At 71.4% G+C, this 18401-nt stretch carries 19 protein-coding genes; 14 read left to right on the top strand and 5 right to left on the bottom strand.

Annotated elements, in window-relative coordinates; all coding sequences use genetic code 11:
* Positions 1-47 precede the first annotated feature (47 nt).
* On the bottom strand, positions 48-689 hold the full coding sequence (locus OAW74_RS12950) for a class I SAM-dependent methyltransferase (protein ID WP_262874793.1): 642 nt from the start codon (positions 687-689) through the stop codon (positions 48-50).
* 102 nt (positions 690-791) lie between these two features.
* On the opposite strand from OAW74_RS12950, the gene hflX reads away from it, so the two are divergent.
* Positions 792-2306, top strand: a complete 1515-nt coding sequence (gene hflX / locus OAW74_RS12955; protein WP_262874794.1) for a GTPase HflX — start codon at positions 792-794, stop codon at positions 2304-2306.
* Between the two features lie 96 nt (positions 2307-2402).
* Here hflX and OAW74_RS12960 read toward each other — a convergent pair whose 3' ends face one another.
* Positions 2403-4328, bottom strand: coding sequence for a S9 family peptidase (locus OAW74_RS12960; protein WP_262874795.1), 1926 nt, complete (start codon positions 4326-4328; stop codon positions 2403-2405).
* A 195-nt stretch (positions 4329-4523) separates the two neighbouring features.
* On the opposite strand from OAW74_RS12960, the gene OAW74_RS12965 reads away from it, so the two are divergent.
* Positions 4524-5477 (top strand): methylenetetrahydrofolate reductase, encoded by a 954-nt coding sequence (locus OAW74_RS12965; protein WP_262874796.1) that lies wholly within the window; start codon positions 4524-4526, stop codon positions 5475-5477.
* Positions 5474-7795, top strand: a complete 2322-nt coding sequence (gene metE, locus OAW74_RS12970) for a 5-methyltetrahydropteroyltriglutamate--homocysteine S-methyltransferase (RefSeq protein WP_262874797.1) — start codon at positions 5474-5476, stop codon at positions 7793-7795. The genes OAW74_RS12965 and metE overlap by 4 nt, the downstream gene beginning before the upstream one ends.
* Here the strand turns inward: metE and OAW74_RS12975 are convergent.
* Positions 7792-9300, bottom strand: a complete 1509-nt coding sequence (locus OAW74_RS12975) for a hypothetical protein (protein ID WP_262874798.1) — start codon at positions 9298-9300, stop codon at positions 7792-7794. The genes metE and OAW74_RS12975 overlap by 4 nt on opposite strands.
* Positions 9301-9352: 52 nt before the next feature.
* Complete coding sequence (lexA, locus tag OAW74_RS12980; RefSeq protein WP_262874799.1) at positions 9353-10033, bottom strand: transcriptional repressor LexA; 681 nt, start codon at positions 10031-10033, stop codon at positions 9353-9355.
* Positions 10034-10291: 258 nt separating this feature from the next.
* On the opposite strand from lexA, the gene OAW74_RS12985 reads away from it, so the two are divergent.
* The 6 genes from OAW74_RS12985 to OAW74_RS13010 are packed head-to-tail and all read left to right on the top strand — an operon-like array spanning position 10292 to position 14619.
* A complete protein-coding gene (locus OAW74_RS12985; RefSeq protein ID WP_262874800.1) occupies positions 10292-10645 on the top strand; it encodes a LysM peptidoglycan-binding domain-containing protein in 354 nt (117 codons plus the stop codon).
* Between the two features lie 14 nt (positions 10646-10659).
* Entirely contained in the window at positions 10660-11754 is a 1095-nt protein-coding gene (locus tag OAW74_RS12990; protein WP_262874961.1) for a histidinol-phosphate transaminase, read from the top strand.
* Positions 11751-12365 (top strand): imidazoleglycerol-phosphate dehydratase HisB, encoded by a 615-nt coding sequence (hisB, locus tag OAW74_RS12995; protein ID WP_262874801.1) that lies wholly within the window; start codon positions 11751-11753, stop codon positions 12363-12365. The genes OAW74_RS12990 and hisB overlap by 4 nt, the downstream gene beginning before the upstream one ends.
* Entirely contained in the window at positions 12362-13048 is a 687-nt protein-coding gene (gene hisH, locus OAW74_RS13000) for an imidazole glycerol phosphate synthase subunit HisH (RefSeq protein ID WP_262874802.1), read from the top strand. The genes hisB and hisH overlap by 4 nt, the downstream gene beginning before the upstream one ends.
* Positions 13049-13100: 52 nt before the next feature.
* Entirely contained in the window at positions 13101-13847 is a 747-nt protein-coding gene (gene priA, locus OAW74_RS13005) for a bifunctional 1-(5-phosphoribosyl)-5-((5-phosphoribosylamino)methylideneamino)imidazole-4-carboxamide isomerase/phosphoribosylanthranilate isomerase PriA (protein ID WP_262874803.1), read from the top strand.
* On the top strand, positions 13831-14619 hold the full coding sequence (locus OAW74_RS13010; protein WP_262874804.1) for an SseB family protein: 789 nt from the start codon (positions 13831-13833) through the stop codon (positions 14617-14619). Before priA ends, OAW74_RS13010 begins: the two co-directional genes overlap by 17 nt.
* Positions 14620-14713: 94 nt before the next feature.
* Here OAW74_RS13010 and OAW74_RS13015 read toward each other — a convergent pair whose 3' ends face one another.
* Entirely contained in the window at positions 14714-15103 is a 390-nt protein-coding gene (locus OAW74_RS13015) for a DUF1844 domain-containing protein (protein ID WP_262874805.1), read from the bottom strand.
* Between the two features lie 215 nt (positions 15104-15318).
* Between OAW74_RS13015 and infC the strand changes: the two genes are divergently transcribed.
* The 5 genes from infC to OAW74_RS13040 all read left to right on the top strand — a co-directional run bounded on the left by infC (position 15319) and on the right by OAW74_RS13040 (position 18360).
* Entirely contained in the window at positions 15319-15933 is a 615-nt protein-coding gene (infC, locus tag OAW74_RS13020; RefSeq protein WP_262874962.1) for a translation initiation factor IF-3, read from the top strand.
* 71 nt (positions 15934-16004) lie between these two features.
* Positions 16005-16199 (top strand): 50S ribosomal protein L35, encoded by a 195-nt coding sequence (gene rpmI / locus OAW74_RS13025; RefSeq protein WP_005048908.1) that lies wholly within the window; start codon positions 16005-16007, stop codon positions 16197-16199.
* A gap of 30 nt (positions 16200-16229) precedes the next feature.
* A complete protein-coding gene (rplT, locus tag OAW74_RS13030; protein WP_262874806.1) occupies positions 16230-16610 on the top strand; it encodes a 50S ribosomal protein L20 in 381 nt (126 codons plus the stop codon).
* Positions 16611-16693: 83 nt separating this feature from the next.
* Positions 16694-17488 carry a TrmH family RNA methyltransferase gene (locus OAW74_RS13035; RefSeq protein ID WP_262874807.1) on the top strand — a complete coding sequence of 265 codons (795 nt, stop codon included), beginning with the start codon at positions 16694-16696 and terminating at the stop codon, positions 17486-17488.
* Positions 17489-17571: 83 nt separating this feature from the next.
* On the top strand, positions 17572-18360 hold the full coding sequence (locus tag OAW74_RS13040; RefSeq protein WP_378733991.1) for an amino acid ABC transporter ATP-binding protein: 789 nt from the start codon (positions 17572-17574) through the stop codon (positions 18358-18360).
* The last annotated feature ends 41 nt before the right edge of the window (positions 18361-18401 follow it).

Raw genomic sequence — 18401 nt, forward strand, 5'->3', positions numbered from 1 at the left:
CGAGCCCGGGTGGGCGGCAAGAACTGCCAAGTTGCGAGAGTCGGCGGTCAGGGAAGGGCGACCGGAGCCGTCGGCGGCGTGCCGTGCCTGCGCACCTTGAGCACCCGGAACCCGCGCGAGGTCGCGGCCCGGTGCACCGAGTAGCCGCGGTCGAACGTCGCGTCGAGCCAGCGCTGCAGCGAGTCCGACCCGAGGTTGCGCTGCACGACGAACCAGCCGTCCGAGCGCTCATCGAGCCGAGGGATCCAGCGCTCGAGCAGCCCGTGCAGTTCGTTCTTGCCGATGCGGATCGGCGGGTTCGAGCGGATGCTGCGGAACACGACGTCGTCGGGAACATCGTCCGGCAGCACGGCGTTGACATTGTCGAGACCGAGATCGGCGGCGTTGCGGCGAACGAGATCGAGGGCACGCTCGTTGACGTCGACGGCCCAGACGCGAGCCCTGGGCGACTGCAGCGCGAGCGTGAGGGCGATCGGCCCCCACCCGCAGCCGAGGTCGAGCAGGTCGCCGCCGGGGGGAGGTGCGGGGGTGTTGGCCAGCAGCACGCCGGTGCCGGAGTCGACGTGGTCGGGGCTGAAGATCCCGCCCGCCGTCGTCACCTCCAGCGGGTGCCCGGCGAGGGTGACGCGGATGCGGCGCAGATTCTCGGCGCTGGCGGGCGACGCGCTGAAATAGTGCTCATTGCCCATGGCGATCGAGCCTAGCGGAGCCGCCGTCCAGGCGGGAAAGCTAGAGTACACGGATGGGCGGAACCGCCCGAACAGGCGGGAAAACCGCCCCGAAAGGACACAATGACCGACACGACCACCCCTGTCGACACCGACGAGACGCAGGTCGACCCCGTCGACCGCGTGCTCGCGCGCGCCGAAGCGCGATCGGGTGTGCGGGTGTTCGGCGCGCAGGCCCTGCAGGACGCGGCGACCGCCGTCGGCGGCGACACCGACGGCGAGCAGTGGGACCGCGAAGAGCGTGCCGCGCTCCGCCGCGTCGCAGGTCTGTCGACCGAGCTGCAGGACGTCACCGAGGTCGAATACCGGCAGCTGCGTCTCGAGAACGTCGTGCTCGTCGGCGTGCACCCGCAGGGCGCGCAGGAAGACGCCGAGAACTCGCTGCGCGAGCTCGCGGCGCTCGCCGAGACCGCCGGAGCCGTCGTGCTCGACGGCGTGCTGCAGCGCCGCCCGCACCCAGACCCCGCGACCTACCTCGGCAGCGGCAAGGCGCAGGAGCTGCGCGACCTCATCGCGGCGCTCGGCGCCGACACCGTCATCGCCGACACCGAGCTCGCACCCAGCCAGCGCCGCGCACTCGAAGACGTCGTCAAGGTCAAGGTCATCGACCGCACGACCGTCATCCTCGACATCTTCAGCCAGCACGCCAAGAGCCGCGAGGGCAAGGCCCAGGTCGAGCTCGCCCAGCTCGAGTACCTGCTTCCCCGCCTCCGCGGCTGGGGCGACTCGATGAGCCGTCAGGCCGGCGGCCAGGTCGGCGCCGGTGGCGCCGGCATGGGCTCGCGCGGACCGGGTGAGACGAAGATCGAACTCGATCGCCGCCGCATCCGCACCCGCATGGCGCAGCTGCGCCGTCAGATCCGCGATTTCGCGCCGGCACGTGACGCCAAGCGCGCCGAGCGCAAGCGCAACACGATCCCCTCGGTCGCGATCGCCGGGTACACGAACGCCGGCAAGTCGAGCCTGCTCAACCGGCTCACCAGCGCCGGGGTGCTCGTCGAGAACGCACTGTTCGCGACCCTGGACGCCACGGTGCGCCGCGCCGAGGCATCCGATGGACGCGTCTACACGCTCACCGACACCGTCGGGTTCGTGCGGAACCTGCCGCACCAGCTCGTCGAGGCGTTCCGCTCGACCCTCGAAGAGGTCGGCGACGCCGATGTCATCGTGCACGTCGTCGACGCCGGCCACCCCGACCCCGCCGCACAGCTGCAGACCGTGCGCGATGTGATCGGCGACGTGGGTGCGCGCGATGTGCCCGAGCTCGTCGTGTTCAACAAGGCCGACCTGGTCGACGACGACACACGCCTCGTGCTCCGCGGACTCGAGCCGACCGCGCTGTTCGCGTCGTCGCGCACGGGGGAGGGCATCGACGAGCTGCGCGCGCAGATCGAGCGGATGCTGCCGCTGCCGGCCGTCGAGATCCACGCGCTCGTGCCCTACGACCGCGGCGACCTCGTCTCTGCCGCGCACGAGTCCGGGCACATCGTCTCGCAGACCCACGAGGCGGGCGGGACGGCGCTGCACGCCTATGTCGGCGAGCGCCTCGCCGCCGAGCTCGAGCCCTTCCTCGCCTGACTCCGCCTCACCACACCCCGCAACTTGACACCTGTTGCCGCTCGACGGCCCGCTCAAGCGACGGCAGGTGCCAAGTCGCGGGAGGGGTGAGTCGGATCAGTCCAGGGGGAGCGGGGGCAGCGCGTCGGGGGCGAAGCCCAGGACGGCGCCGAGGAAGCCGACCTCGGCCTCCATGGTCGCGATGAGCGTCTCGGCGCGGCGGAAGCCGTGGCCCTCGCCCTCGAACGCGAGGTAGGCGTGCGGCACGCCCCGCGCGGCGAGGGCGTCGCGCACCGCCTCGGACTGCGCGGGGGGCACCACTTCGTCGTCGAGCCCCTGCTCGATCAGCAGCGGAGTGCGCAGATGCTCCAGGTGCGACAGCGGCGACCGCTCGATGTAGACCTGCTCGGCCACAGGCAGCGGGCCGACCAGGCCGTCGAGGTACCGCGACTCGTAGTCGTGCGTGTCGGCGGCGAGCAGCCGCAGGTCGGCGACGCCGTAGCGGCTGATGCCCGCCGAGAACACGTCGGAGCCCACGAGCGCGCACAGCACCGTCCAACCTCCTGCCGAGCCGCCCGCGATGCCGATGCGGGCGGGGTCGGCCGCGCCCTCCGCGATGAGCCCGCGCGCGGCGGCGACGACGTCGTCGACGTCGGCGATGCCCCACTGTCCGCGGAGGCGTTCGCGGTACGCGCGGCCGTAGCCGGTGGAGCCGCCGTAGTTGACGTCGAGCACCCCGATGCCGCGGCTCGTGAGGTAGGCGATGCGCCCGGATGCGGCGCCCGCCACGTGCGAGGTGGGTCCGCCGTGCACGAATACGACGTACGGGGGCCTCTCATCGGCGGGCGCGGCTGCGTCGGGGTTCGTCGGCGGGTAGTCGAAGGCGTGCACGGGGCCGTGCGGGCCGTCGTACGTCGCGGCGCGGGGCCGCGGCATCCATTCGGCGCCCCACGGCGCCTCGCCGCCGCGGACGGCGGCCGCACCCGTGGGGTCGTCGAGGTCGACCAGCCAGAGCCCCGGCATGGCGGCCGGGCCCGCCCCCGAGAGCAGCACGCGCGTGCCCTGCACGTCGTCGATGGTCACGTCGGCGGAGACCGGCAGGGGCACCGGCACGGCCGACCCCTCCGGGTCGATCAGCACGAGTTCGTCGGCGCCGTTCGTGCGCACCGCGACGGTGCGTCCGTCGTCGAGCGGCGCGAACCAGCGCGGGCCGAGCACCCACAGCGGGCCGCCCGTGTCGGCGTCGGCAGGGGCGACAGGATGCACCTCGAGCCCGGCGTTCAGGTGCACCCGCCAGAGGTTCCAGCGTCCGGTGGGGTCGTCGACGAACACCAGATCGGCATCGCCCACCCACATCGGCTGCAGCGGCGAACTCGCTCCTCCCGCGACGGTCGTCCATTCCGCCACCGTGCCGTCTTCGATGCGGCCCACGCGCAGCTCGCTGCGGTCCCAGGCCATGTCGGGGTGATCCCAGGCGATCCACGCGAGCAGGTCGCCTGAGGGGCTCAGCGCGGGCTGGGCGACGAAGTCGCTGTCGGCGACGAGAAACCGCAGCGCGCCGGGGTTCGCGGTGGCGCTGCCGTCGAGCGGGATGTCCACGAGATCGCGGGAGACCCCGCCCGTGCCGTCGTGCGTCTCGCGCACCGCGATGAGGCGCCCGGCGGTGTAAGCGAGACCGCCGAAGCGCATGCCGCCGAGGGCGGGCGTGAGGGGCGTCGGCTCGGCGCCGGGGCGCAGCATCCACACCCGCTGGTCGCTCTTCTCGACGAACAGCAGCGCGCCGTCGGCGGTGGTCGTCCACGACCCTCCGCCGTATTCGTGCACGCGTGAGCGGGCGCTCCAGGGCGCCGGCAGCACGTCCGTCACGGCGCCGTCGGCACCGCGGCGGCGCACCGCCGTGCGGCCGCCCTCGTGGGCGACCGTCTCGCCCCACCAGATGTCGTCGCCGACGAATCGCGCGCCGTCGATGCGGGGGGATGCGGCGGCCACCGAGTCGGCGGACAGGGGCGAGGGCCATGAGCCGAAGGGAAGGATCTGGGGCACCCCTCCACGCTAGGGCGAAACAGACCGTCACACACCGTGCGCGCCCAGCGCCGTGCAATACGCTGGCCACATCGTCGCCGGGTGCACCCCGGCAGGAGCGACAGCCGAGCCCGGCACCCGCCCGCGATGCACGACCCGCCTCTGCGTGTCGTCCGCGGCCGAACCGGCCCCTCCGCCCGCTATCGAGAGCACGTCATGCCGAACGAATCGCGCACCCCGCCGGTGCCGTTCTCCTTCGAGATCTACCCGCCGCGCAAGCCCGAGGGCATGCCCGCGCTGCACGAGACCATCGGTCATCTCGCCGCGGCCGGGCCGCAGTTCATCTCGGTGACCTTCGGCGCGGGCGGATCGACCACCGACCGCTCGCTCGACGTGCTCACCCACATCCTGCACACGACCTCGGTGCCCCCTCTCGCGCACCTCACCTGCGTCGGCAGCACCTACGCCGATGCGACCGCCATCATCCGAGAGTTCCTCGATGCCGGCATCACGAAGTTCCTCGCCCTCCGCGGCGATCCGCCGGCCGGAGTCGCCGAGGAGGACGTCTTCCTCGGCGACCTCGAGAGCGCCGCGCAGCTCGTGCAGCTGATCGGCCGCGTGCAGACCGAGCGCGAGCCCTATGCCGAATCAGCGATCCCCACGCTGCCGGGGGCCGCGCGCGTCACGCGGCGCTCGCCCGTCGAGATCGCCGTCGCGGCCTTCCCCAACGGGCATCCGCGCGCCCCGCACGCGACCGCCGACATCGACGCGCTGCTGGCCAAGCAGGCCGCAGGCGCACAGTTCGCCATCACGCAGCTGTTCTTCCACGCCGACGACTATCTCGGCTTCGTCGAGCGCGCCCGCGCCGCAGGCATCGGCATCCCGATCCTCCCCGGCATCATGCCGATCACCTCGCCCTCGCGCCTGAAGCGCGTGCTCGAGCTCAGTGGTGAAGCGCTGCCGGGAGAGCTCGCCGTCGCGCTCGAGGTCGAGCCCACCGCCGAGGGGCAGCGCCAGATCGGCATCGCCCATGCCGCGTCGCTGGCCCGCGACGTCGTCGCCGGCGGAGCGCCCGGCGTGCACCTCTATGCCTTCAACAACCACGACACGGTGCTCGCGACGCTGCGCGAGGCCGGCATCCTCACCACCGACAAGGAGACGACACGATGACCGCCTTCCCCGCAGGAACGATCCTCGGCTACCCCCGCATCGGCCGCCGCCGCGAGCTCAAGCGCGCCGTCGAGGCCCACTGGGCGGGCGCCCTCGATGAGGCGGGGCTCGAGAGCGCCGCGGCCGACCTGCGCCGGGCGACCAGGGAGCGCCTCGCCGAGCTGGGCCTCGGCCGCACCGATTCGTCGATCCCCGAGTCGTTCTCGTTCTACGACCAGGTGCTCGACGCCGCCGCGACCGTCGGCGCGCTGCCCGCGCGGTTCGCACACCTCCGAGAGTCCGACGGATCGATCGGGCTCACCGCGTACTTCACGGCCGCGCGCGGTGAGGGCGAGCACGCGCCGCTCGAGATGACCAAGTGGTTCGACACGAACTACCACTACCTCGTCCCCGAGATCGGACCCGAGACGGTGTTCTCGCTGTCGAGCGACCGCTTCGCGCGGCAGGTCGCCGAGGCCGCCGCCGACGGGTTCACGGTGCGCCCCGTCGTGGTGGGTCCGGTGACGCTTCTGGCGCTCGCGAAGGCGACGGATGCGGCGCCCACCGGCTTCTCGCCGCTGGAGCGCCTCGACGACCTGCTGCCCGTCTACGTCGAGCTGCTCGCGTCGCTGAAGGCGGCGGGGGCGGCGTGGGTGCAGCTCGACGAGCCGGCGCTCGTCTCGGAGAGCCTCGACGTCTCGCCCGATGCGCTGGCGGCGGCCGCCGAGCGCGCGTACGCGGTGCTCGGCTCTGCCGCTGACCGCCCGCAGCTGCTGGTCGCCGCGGGCTATGCGCAGCTGTCGCCGCAGGCGTGGGCGGCGCTGGCCGCCGCGCCGATCGAGGCGATCGCTGTCGACCTGCGCCGCGGCGCTGTGCCGCCGGCTGCCGCCGGACTCGAGGCGAAGACCCTCGTGGGCGGCGTCGTCGACGGTCGCAACATCTGGCGCGGAGACCTCGAGGGCGCCTGGACCACGCTCGACGAGCTGCGCGGCCTCGGTGCAGCGGCCGTCGCGGCAGGCACCACGACCTCGCTCCAGCACGTCCCGCACGACGTCGCCGACGAGACCGCGCTCGACCCGCGCCTCGCGTCGTGGCTCGCGTTCGCCGACCAGAAGACGGCGCAGATCGTGACGCTGGCGCGCGGGCTCGCCGACGGGCGCGAGGCGATCGCGGCAGAGCTCGCGGCGGCATCCGCCGCCCTCGCCGACCGCCGCGAGGCCCCCGGCGTGCGCGACGGTGTCGTGCGCTCGCGGCTCACCGCCCTCACCGGTGCCGACTTCGACCGCGGCGACTATGCCGCGCGCACCGCCGCGCAGGAGTCGCTCGGTCTCCCCGTGCTCCCCACCACGACGATCGGGTCGTTCCCGCAGACCGGCGACATCCGTCGCGCACGCGCGCAGCACGGTCGCGGCGAGCTGTCGGTGGCCGAGTACGAGGAGTTCCTGCGCGCCGAGATCCGCTCCGTGATCGACCTGCAGGAGAACCTCGGGCTCGACGTGCTCGTGCACGGCGAGGCGGAGCGCAACGACATGGTGCAGTACTTCGCCGAGCACCTCGACGGCTTCGCCGTCACGGCGAACGGCTGGGTGCAGTCCTACGGCTCGCGCGCCACGCGCCCGTCGATCCTGTGGGGAGACGTCTCGCGCCCCTCGGCGATCACGGTGGAGTGGACCCGGTTCGCGCAATCGCTCAGCGACAAGCACGTCAAGGGCATGCTCACCGGGCCGGTGACGATCCTCGCGTGGTCGTTCGTGCGCGACGATCAGCCGCTGGCCGAGACGGCGAATCAGGTCGCCCTGGCCCTGCGCGACGAGATCGCCGACCTGGAGGCCGCCGGAGTCGGCATCATCCAGGTCGACGAGCCCGCGCTGCGCGAGCTGCTGCCGCTCAAGCGCGCAGACCAGCCGGCCTATCTCGACTGGTCGGTGGGGTCGTTCCGGCTCGCGACCGCGGGAGCAGCGGATGCCACGCAGGTGCACACGCACCTCTGCTATTCGGAGTTCGCCGTCGTCATCGACGCCATCGCGGCGCTCGATGCCGACGTGACCTCGATCGAGGCGGCGCGCAGCCGCGGCGAGGTGATCGACGACATCCGCGACTCCGGCTTCTCGCACGGCGTCGGGCCCGGCGTGTACGACATCCACTCGCCGCGCGTGCCGTCCACCGACGAGATCGCTCAGCTGCTCGAGCGCGCCGTCGCCGAACTGCCCCTCCGCCAGGTGTGGGTCAACCCCGACTGCGGGCTGAAGACCCGCGGCTACGACGAGACCGTCGCGTCGCTGCGCAACCTCGTCACGGCTGCGCGGCAGGTGCGCGAGGCGGTCGCGGCGGGCGCTTAGCCTTCGCTGCGGGGGGCGGATGCTGCCGGCTCCGGCTCATCGGAGGGCGCGGGCGCAGCATCCGCCGCCTGCGCCGCGACGACGGCGGCCGGCACGTCGGCGGCCACCGTCGGCTCGGCCGTGCCGTACGCTTCGGCGTGCGCGGCCTCGGCTGCCTGCGCGGCGGCGTCGGTCGAGACGCCGATCGCCTCGCCGGGGCGGCGCTGGGCCAGCTCCATGAGCCACCAGACGAACAGGGCGACGACGGTCACGAGCACGACCTCGCCGAACCCGAGCGGGCGCAGCAGCAGCAGCCAGAGCACGACGAGCGCCACGAGGATGCCGCGGGCGACGGCGCGCCGCTCGTACATCCAGGTGCCGAACGCGCCGGTGTCGATGCCGCGCCAGACGAGAGCGCGGCGCAGGCCGGCATTGATCGAGCCGACGCCGGCGCGCACCGCTCTGGCGGCCTTCCAGCGGCCCTGTGCCCACGCCAGCACCGCGATGCCGAGTCCGATGACGAAGCCGACGGCGGCCGTGTGCGCCATCGCGTCGACGAGCTGGCGGTAGACCACGTCGAGCGCCGTCGGCGAGACGGCGAGGCTCACGGCGGCCTGGGCCACGACGGCGGAGGCGATCGAGAACGTGAGCGCGAGCGCGCCGGCGCCCACCGCCAGGCCGATGCCCGAGCCGAGCACGGCGGTCGTGCGTCTGCGCGCCACCAGGATGCCCGCCAGGAACAGCGCGAGGCACAGGAACGGCAGCCAGAGGCCCACCAGCGTCGCGATCGTGTAGATCGTCTGGATCGCGACGAGTGCCGACCCGGTGCCGATGATCACCACCCGATCGACGGCGGGGATGAGCGAGGCGATGCCGATGCCCCGCTCGGTGAGGCGCTGCTTGACCTGGTCGACGATGACGCCGAGCTGGATGCCCAGGCCCTCGTCGGTGATCACCACGGCGCCCTGGTTGTCGTAGGTGGCCGCGGCGGTGACGGCGCGGTGCGCGCCGCGGGTCGCGGTCGCCCAGACGTCGACGAACGCGTCGGATTCGACCACCCGCGTCACGGTCGTCTGCACGAGGTTCTCCAGACCCTGGGCCGCGGGCTGTTCGAGCAGCCCGAGCGCAGAGACCGCGGCCGGGGGCATCCCCTCGATCGACGCGATGCCGTCGAACACGTTCGAGGTGAGTTCGCCGAAGTCGACCTGGGCGCCGATGGCCTCCATCGTCTCGTCGACGACCATGCTCTGCACGGCGGGGTCTGAGGCGATCGGGGCGAGGGTCGCGACGAACGCGTCTTCGTCGACGAGCTGCAGCCTTGCCCAGGCGCCGACGATCGCGACGGGCACCAGGATCGAGGCGATCACGATGCACAGCGCCGAGACGAAGGCGCGCCAGCGGCCGGGCGCCGCCGCCGAGCGGTCCTGCGGCTCACCCGCCGCCGAGCGCAGCTGTGCGTTCTCGCTCTCGAGTCGCCGCAGGCGCTCGTGGAGCTCGTCGATGTCGGCGGACGGGTTCTTGCTCATGGGCGCCATTGTGGCCGAGACGGCCGATCGGCGCACCACCCGACGTGGATGATCAGACCGCGCGCAGCACCGCCACGACCTTGCCGAGCACGACCGCCTCGTCGCCGAGGATGGGCTCGAAGGCCGAGTTGCGGGGGAGCAGCCAGGTGTGACCGTCGCGCTGGCGGAAGGTCTTGACCGTCGCCTCGCCGTCGAGCATGGCCGCGACGATGTCGCCGTTGTCGGCCGTCGCCTGGGCGCGGACGACGACCCAGTCGCCGTCGCAGATCGCCGCATCGATCATCGACTCGCCGACGACCTTGAGCATGAACAGATCGCCCTTGCCCACGAGCTGGCGGGGGAGCGGGAAGATCTCCTCCACCTGCTGGTCGGCCGTGATCGGCACACCGGCGGCGATGCGGCCCACGAGCGGAACGAGGGCCGCATCGCCGAGTGCGGGCGCCGCGTCGTCGGGGTTCTCGGCGGCGGTGCCCGGCAGATCGATCAGCACCTCCATGGCTCTGGTCTTGCCGGCGTCGCGGCGCAGGTAGCCGCTCAGCTCGAGCTGATTGAGCTGGTGCGTCACGCTCGAGAGCGACTTGAGGCCGACGGCGTCGCCGATCTCGCGCATGCTCGGCGGGTAGCCGTGCCGAGCGATCGACCGCTGGATCACCTCGAGGATCGCCAGCTGCTTGTCGCTGAGGCTCTTGCGCCGCCTGGTCTGGGGCTTCTCGCGCCCGTTCGCTTCGCTCACCGTGCCGGCTCCTGTTCCTGGATCGTGCAGTCGTCTTCGAATGTCGGAGGTCCGTGATGTGGTCTTCCTGTCGAAACGGTATCCGCTTCCGGCCTCGCGAGTGGTCAGCCCACCCGCGTGTCGTGTTCGAGAGATCCGCCACCGACGACCACGTTGACATTCTAGAACATCGAAGATAGCTTCGGAAGAGAGATTCGGATGCTGCACCGCTCCCGCGGTCGGCTCGGGCGAATCTCCCTCGCACACAGGAGGAATCGCATGAGCGCCATCGCACTGCCGGTCACGACCACCACCCGTCTGCGTCTCACGGCGCGTGGCCGTCGCGTGCTGCTGGGTCTGGCGGCACTGCCCGCCGCCGTCGTACTGGCCGCCGCGGTCATCGGCGGAGGCTCGGCGTTGGCGTCGCACTCCGCGGGTGCGCCCGCCGACGCCTTCTCGAGCATCACGGTCGCCGCGGGCGACTCGCTGTGGTCGATCGCCGAGCGGGTCGCGCCCGACGCCGACCCGCGCGACGTCATCGACGACATCGTCCGCCTGAACGCTCTGCACGGCGCCGGCCTCACCGCCGGCCAGAGCCTCGCGATCCCCGCGGAGTACACCGCCGGGTCGTGAGCGGCGCCCCTACGATGGGAAGGGTGAGTTCTCGACTCGAAGACCTGCCCCTCCGCGACGATCTGCGCGGACTGACGCCCTACGGCGCACCGCAGGCGCCGCTGCCGGTGGCGCTGAACGTCAACGAGAACACGCATCCGGTTCCACAGGAGGTCGCCGACGACATCGTCGACGCGGTCGCACTGGCGCTGCGCGACGTCAACCGCTACCCCGACCGCGAGTTCACCTCCCTGCGCGAGGGTTTCGCCGACTACCTCGGACACGGGCTCTCGCGCGACCAGATCTGGGCGGCTAACGGCTCGAACGAAGTGCTGCAGCACGTGCTGATGGCCTTCGCGGGCCCCGGGCGCACGGCGTTCGGCTTCGCCCCGACGTACTCCATGTATCCGCTGCTCACGCGGGCGACCGGAGCGGAGTGGATCGCGGGCACCCGCGGCCACGACTACACGATCGACCCCGACGATGCGGCATCCCAGGTGCGCGTGCTCCAGCCCGACGTCGTGTTCCTCTGCTCGCCGAACAACCCGACCGGCACGCCGCTGCCGCTCGAGGTGATCAGGGCCGTCTACGACGCGGCCCCGGGCATCGTCGTGGTCGATGAGGCGTACGGGGAGTTCGCGCCGCGTGACGAGCGCTCGGCGCTGACGCTGCTGCCGGGGCGCGAGCGGCTGGTCGTCTCTCGGACCATGAGCAAGGCGTTCGCGTTCGCCGGCGCGCGCGTGGGCTATCTCGCCGCGGATCCGGCGGTGATCGACGCCCTGCGCCTCGTGCGGCTGCCCTATCACCTGAGCGCACTCACCCAGGCCGCCGCGACCGCGGCGCTGCGCCACGCGCCGGTCATGCTGCGCATGGTCGACGAGATCGTCGCCCAGCGCGACCGCATCTCGGCGACCCTCGATGCCCTGGGCTATCAGCCCTACGAGTCCTGGGCGAACTTCGTGCTGTTCGGCGGCGTCGACGACCCCGCCGCCACGTGGCAGGCGCTCTACGACCGCGGCGTGCTCATCCGCGACGTGGGCATCGCCCACCACCTGCGGGTGACGGCGGGCACCGAAGGCGAGACCACGGCGTTCCTCGACGCACTGGCCTCGATAGACTCGCGCTCATGACGCGCCCCACCGAACACCGCACGGCGTCGCTGCGCCGTGCGACGAGCGAGTCGACCGTCGAGCTCGAGCTCGACCTCGACGGCACCGGTCGCAGCCACATCGACACGACCGTGCCGTTCTTCGACCACCTGCTCACGGCGTTCGCCAAGCACTCGCTGACCGACCTCACGGTGCGCGCCTCTGGCGACACCGACATCGACGCCCACCACACCGTCGAAGACGTCGCGATCGTGCTGGGGAAGGCGATCCGCGAGGCGCTCGGCGACAAGAGCGGCATCGCCCGCTACGGCGACGCGCTGGTTCCGCTGGACGAGGCTCTGGCCCAGGCGGTCGTCGACATCAGCGGCCGCCCCTACCTCGTGCACACCGGCGAACCCGCAGGCTACGAGCACCACCTCATCGGCGGGCACTTCACCGGTTCGCTCGTGCGGCACACATTCGAGGCCATCGCGTTCAACGCGGGGCTCACGGTGCACGTCACGGTGCTGGGCGGGCGTGACCCGCACCACATCGCCGAGGCGGAGTACAAGGCCTTCGCTCGGGCGTTCCGCCTGGCGAAGGCTCTCGACCCTCTCGTGGAGGGGATCCCCAGCACCAAGGGCGCGCTGTGAGCCCGTCGGATGCTGCGGGCATCGACGATCCCGACACCCCGAGGCCGCTCGTGGCCGTACTCGACTACGGCTCGGGCAACGTGCACTCGGCGGTCAAGGCCCTCGTGGCTGCGGGAGCAGACGCCAGGCTGACCAAGGACCGCGGACTCGTGATGGACGCCGACGGCCTGCTGGTGCCCGGTGTCGGCGCGTTCCGCGCCGTCATGGAGGCGCTCAGGGCCAGCAGGGGCGACGAGCTCATCGATCGACGCCTCGCGGGCGGCCGCCACGTTCTGGGCATCTGCGTCGGCATGCAGGTTCTGTTCGGCCGAGGCGTCGAGCGTGGCACCGACACCGAGGGACTCGGCGAGTGGCCGGGAGTCGTGACCGAGCTGGACGCCCCCGTGCTGCCGCACATGGGCTGGAACACCGTGACCCCCGATGCGGGCTCTCGGCTGTTCCGCGGCATCGAGCACGAGCGGTTCTACTTCGTGCACTCGTACGCGGCTCAGCACTGGAGCCTCGACGTCATCCCGCCCTTCCCGCAGCCGCAGCTCACCTGGTGCGACTACGGCACGCCGTTCCTCGCGGCGGTCGAGAACGGACCCCTGTCGGCGACGCAGTTCCACCCCGAGAAGTCGGGGGCGGCCGGCATCCGGCTCCTCGCCAATTGGATCGACGGCCTCCGCGCGGCTACCCTCTGAAGTCGTGCATGTCGCCGGGCACTCCGCCGTGGCGCCAGGGGCACAGGGAGCCATGAACGATTTCGCGTCCACGCCTGAGCTTGTCCTTCTGCCGGCGGTCGATGTCGCCGGCGGCAAGGCCGTCCGTCTGACCCAGGGGGAGGCCGGCAGCGAGACGCATTACGGAGACCCCGTCGATGCGGCGCTGGAGTGGGCGCGCCAGGGGGCGCAGTGGATCCACCTGGTCGACCTCGATGCCGCCTTCGGGCGCGGCAGCAACGCCGCGATCATGCGCAAGGTCATCAAGCAGGTGCGCGGCGTGCAGGTCGAGCTGTCGGGCGGCATCCGCGACGACGCGTCGCTGGAGTCGGCGCTGGACAGCGGCGCCGCCCGCATCAACCTCGGCACGGCGGCTCTCGAGAACCCGGAGTGGGCGGCCGACGTCATCGGGCGCTACGGCGACGTCATCGCCGTGGGCCTGGACGTGCGCGGCACGACCCTCGCCGCGCGTGGCTGGACGCAGGACGGCGGCGACCTGTGGACGGTGCTGGACCGCCTCGAAGACGCCGGATGCAGCCGCTACGTCGTGACCGATGTGACCAAGGACGGCACGCTGCGCGGCCCCAACCTCGATCTGCTGCGCGAGCTCACCGCCCGCACCCCGAAGCCCGTTGTCGCCTCGGGCGGCGTGTCGAGCCTCGACGATATCGCGGCGCTGCGCGAACTCGTGCCGCTGGGCGTCGAGGGCGCGATCGTCGGCAAGGCGCTGTATGCCGGCGCGTTCACGCTGGCCGAGGCGCTGGATGTCGCAGGGCACTGACCCCGACGCCTGCGACCACTCGGCGGACTCCGCCGGCGTGCCGTGGGCGGGCCGCAGCTTCGAGCAGAACCCGCACGCCGGCGACGACGGCTCTGCCGACCCCGCGCTCGCGGCGGCGCTGGAGCGCTTCCGGGCGGGCGAGGCGGGAGCCGCCGAGGTCGTCGACGCCTACCGGAACGCGCGCCTGCTGATCCCGCTCGTCGCCGAGAAGGGCGACGAGGGAGTCGGCCCCACGGGCCTGGTCGTCGACAAGACGCAGGAGCTGTCGATCGTCACGGTGGCCGCCCCCGACGGTCGCCGCGTGCTGCCCGTGTTCACCTCGGTCGCGGCGATGGCGCACTGGGATGCGAAGGCGCGCCCCGTTCCGGCCGACGGCGTGCGCACCGCACTGTCGGCAGCCGACGACGACACCGATCTCATCGTCGTCGATCCGACGAGCCCGACCGAGTTCGTCATGCGTCGCCCCGCCGTGTGGGCGATCGCGCAGGGCCAGCCGTGGGAGCCCGCCTTCACGTCGCCCGAGGTCTACACGGCCCTGCAGCAGAGCATCGGCGCGGAACTGTCGGTCATCGACCTCGCCGTCGCGCCGGGCGACCCCGATGCGCGCCTGCGCGGCCCCGAGCTGGTCGTGACGCTCGAGCTCGTTCCTGGCCTGGATCAACAGGCCCTGGACGCCGTGCTGCAGCGCCTCGCCAAGCGCTGGGCCGCCGACGACCGCATCGCGGTGCTGGTCGACTCCCTGACCGTCAAGCTCCGCCGCACCCCGCTCTGACCGCATCCTCTCCGCGAGTTGGCAGCTGTGGTCGCTGCGCCGCCGGCGCGAGCGACAACAGGTGCCAACTCGCGCAGGGGGGAAGGGGGTTCGGTCAGGTGACCGGGCCGGTCCACTTCTCGCCGGGGCCCTTGCCGATGGGGTCGGGGATGAGCGAGGCCTCGCGGAACGCGAGCTGCACGGAGCGCAGGCCGTCGCGCAGGGACCGGGCGTGCATGTCGCTGATCTCGGGGGCACCGGCGGTGATGAGTCCGGCCAGTGCGTTGATGAGCTTGCGGGCCTCGTCGAGGTCGGTCTGGGTCGACGGGTCGTCGGCAAGGCCCACCTTGACGGCCGCGGCGCTCATCAGATGCACGGCGGTCGTCGTGATCACCTCGACGGCCGGAACATCGGCGATGTCGCGGGATGCCGAGGCCTCGGCCGCGCGGGACTGCTCCTCCTCCCAGCGCTGGTAGCGGGCGTCGTCGGGCGGAATCGTCGTCACGGGGCACTCTCTGGTAGACTTCTGCGGGCTCCGGTGCGTTCTGCTCCGGACCGAAAGAGGATCACATCCCACCCGCGCTTGCCGCTCCAGGCTACCGGGTCCACGCACTCCGCCCCATTCGGGGTTGTCCAGGGTGCAGAGCCGGCGCTCCGCGTCGTGCCGGGTGGTGTGTGCGCCGATTTCCCGCCACACCCCGCACGAAGAGGAGTTCCGCAATCAGCGATCCCCGCACCAACGACCGCATCCGCGTCCCCGAGGTCCGTCTCGTGGGTCCCGCCGGAGAGCAGGTCGGCGTCGTCCGCATCGAGGTCGCCCTGCGTCTGGCGCAGGAGGCCGATCTGGACCTGGTCGAAGTGGCCCCCAACTCGAAGCCGCCCGTGGTCAAGATCATGGACTACGGCAAGTTCAAGTACGAAGCCGCGCAGAAGGCCAAGGAGGCCAGGCGCAACCAGGCCAACACGGTCCTCAAAGAGGTTCGCTTCCGCCTGAAGATCGAGGCGCACGACTACCAGACCAAGCTCAAGCGTGCCGAGGGCTTCCTGCAGTCGGGTGACAAGGTCAAGGCCATGATCCTCTTCCGCGGTCGCGAGCAGCAGCGCCCCGAGCAGGGTGTGCGGCTGCTGCGCAAGTTCGCCGAAGACGTCGCCGAGTTCGGCACGGTCGAGTCGAACCCGACGATCGACGGTCGCAACATGGTCATGGTGATCGCCCCGCACAAGAACAAGTCCGAGGTCAAGACGGAGCAGAACGCCACCCGTGCGGCGAACAAGGAGGCGGCTCGCGCCGCCCGCTCCGACGGCCCCTCGCCTCAGGCTGCTCCCACGGAGTAGCCCCCACAGACTCCCGCTCCGGCGGGATGCACAACGAAGCCCGAACGGGCGACACGAATAGGAAAACGAAGATGCCTAAGCAGAAGACCCACTCGGGTGCCAAGAAGCGCTTCAAGGTCACCGGCAGCGGAAAGATCAAGAAGCAGCAGGCGAACCTCCGCCACAACTTCGAGGGCAAGCCCACCAAGCGCACCCGCCGCCTGTCGGCGGACAAGATCCTCGCCCCGGGTGACGCCAAGGTCGCCAAGAAGCTTCTCGGCATCTGAGCGCCGACGCAGGAATAGGAACGAAACCAAATGGCTAGAGTCAAGCGGGCTGTCAACGCCCAAAAGAAGCGTCGCGTCATCCTCGAGCGCGCATCCGGTTACCGCGGGCAGCGCTCGCGCCTGTACCGAAAGGCGAAGGAGCAGGTCACCCACTCGCTCGTCTACGCGTACCGCGACCGCCGCAAGCGCAAGGGCGACTTCCGCCGCCTGTGGATCCAGCGCATCAACGCCGCTGCCCGTCAGAACGGCATCACCTACAACCGCTTCATCCAGGGCCTGGGCCTTGCCGGCGTCCAGGTCGACCGTCGCATGCTCGCCGAGCTCGCGGTCCACGAGCCCAAGACGTTCGCGTCGCTCGTCGAGACCGCCAAGAAGGCGCTGCCCAGCGACGTGAACGCCCCCAAGGCGTAACGCGCAGCATCCTCGTCGAACGGGCGTCCTCTCCGGAGGGCGCCCGTTCGGTCTTTCCCCCTCGCGATCAATAGACTGGAGGGGTGCTCGAGAACCCTCGATCCCCGCGCGTGCGCGGCGTCGCGAAGCTGACAAAGCGCAGCGCCCGTCAGGAGACGGGGCTGTTTCTGCTCGAGGGGCCGCAGTCCACTCGTGAAGCGCTGCGGCACCGCCCAGACACCCTGGTCGAGCTGTTCGCCACCCCCACCGCCTTCGAGCGGCACGACGATCTTCGTGCGGCGGCGGCGGATGCCGGCATCGAGGTCGTCTACACGACCGAGGCCGTGCTCGACGCGATGGCCGACACCGTCACGCCGCAGGGGATCGTCGCGGTCGCTCGGCAGGCGCCGACCGCGCTGAAAGACGTCTTCGCCGGTTCCCCCCGCCTCATCGCGATCTGCGAAGAGGTGCGCGATCCGGGCAACCTCGGCACGATCATCCGCGCCGCCGACGCGGCGGGCGCCGACGCCGTGATCCTCACGGGGCGCACCGTCGACCTCTACAACCCGAAAGTCGTGCGCGCCACGACCGGGTCGCTCTTCCACGTGCCGGTCGCCGTGGGCGCAGACCTCGCGGTGGTCGCCGAGAAGGCGGCGGCCGCCGGCATCCGCATCATCGCCGCCGATGTCGGCGGCGGCGACTTCCTCGCGAGTCGGGCACTGCTGGCGGAGCCCACCGCGTGGCTGTTCGGCAACGAGGCGCGCGGCCTCGACGACGAGGCGGTCGCCCACGCCGACCTCTCGCTGCGGCTGCCGATCTTCGGTGCCGCCGAGTCGCTCAACCTCGCCACCGCCGCCAGCGTGTGCCTCTACGAGACGGCGTTCGCGCAGCGCTCCTGAGGCTGTTCCGCGGCTGTTACAAGAGGGTAAAGCTTGCCGTCAACCCCCTGACAACGCCCGACGCGCGCTCCTAGGGTGTCGATATGACAGCGGATTCCGGTGCGCCCCCGACGTCGAACATCACGGTGCGGCGGGGTGACCCGCTGGTCGTCGTGAAAGACGTGCAGAAGCATTACGGCGACTTCCAGGCGCTGAAAGACATCGACCTCACCGTCAACCGCGGCGAGGTCGTCGTCGTCATCGGCCCCTCCGGGTCGGGCAAGTCGACGCTGTGTCGCACGATCAACCGCCTCGAGACGATCACGAGCGGCACCATCACGATCGACGGCAAAGAGCTGCCCAAAGAGGGCAAGGCGCTGGCCGCCCTCCGCGCCGACGTGGGCATGGTGTTCCAGTCGTTCAACCTGTTCTCGCACCTGACGATCCTCGAGAACGTCACACTCGGACCCATCAAGGTGAACAAGACCAAGAAGGCGGATGCCGAGGCCGCCGCCACGACGCTGCTCGAGCGCGTGGGGGTCGCCCACCAGGCGGCCAAGCTCCCCGCACAGCTCTCCGGCGGTCAGCAGCAGCGCGTCGCGATCGCCCGCGCCCTGGCGATGACGCCGAAGGTCATGCTCTTCGACGAGCCGACGAGCGCGCTGGACCCCGAGATGATCAACGAAGTGCTCGACGTCATGGTCGAACTCGCCGAAGAGGGAATGACGATGATCGTCGTGACCCACGAGATGGGCTTCGCCCGCAAGGCCGCAGACCGCGTCGTGTTCATGGCCGACGGGCAGATCGTCGAAGAGGCGACCCCAGAGGAGTTCTTCACGAACCCGAAGAGCGAGCGCGCCAAGGACTTCCTCTCCAAGCTCCTGACCCACTGAGACGTCCGCGCCCCGTGCGCGGCGACACAACAGAAGATACG

The organism is Microbacterium fluvii, from assembly GCF_025515205.1.
Lineage (GTDB): Bacteria > Actinomycetota > Actinomycetes > Actinomycetales > Microbacteriaceae > Microbacterium > Microbacterium fluvii.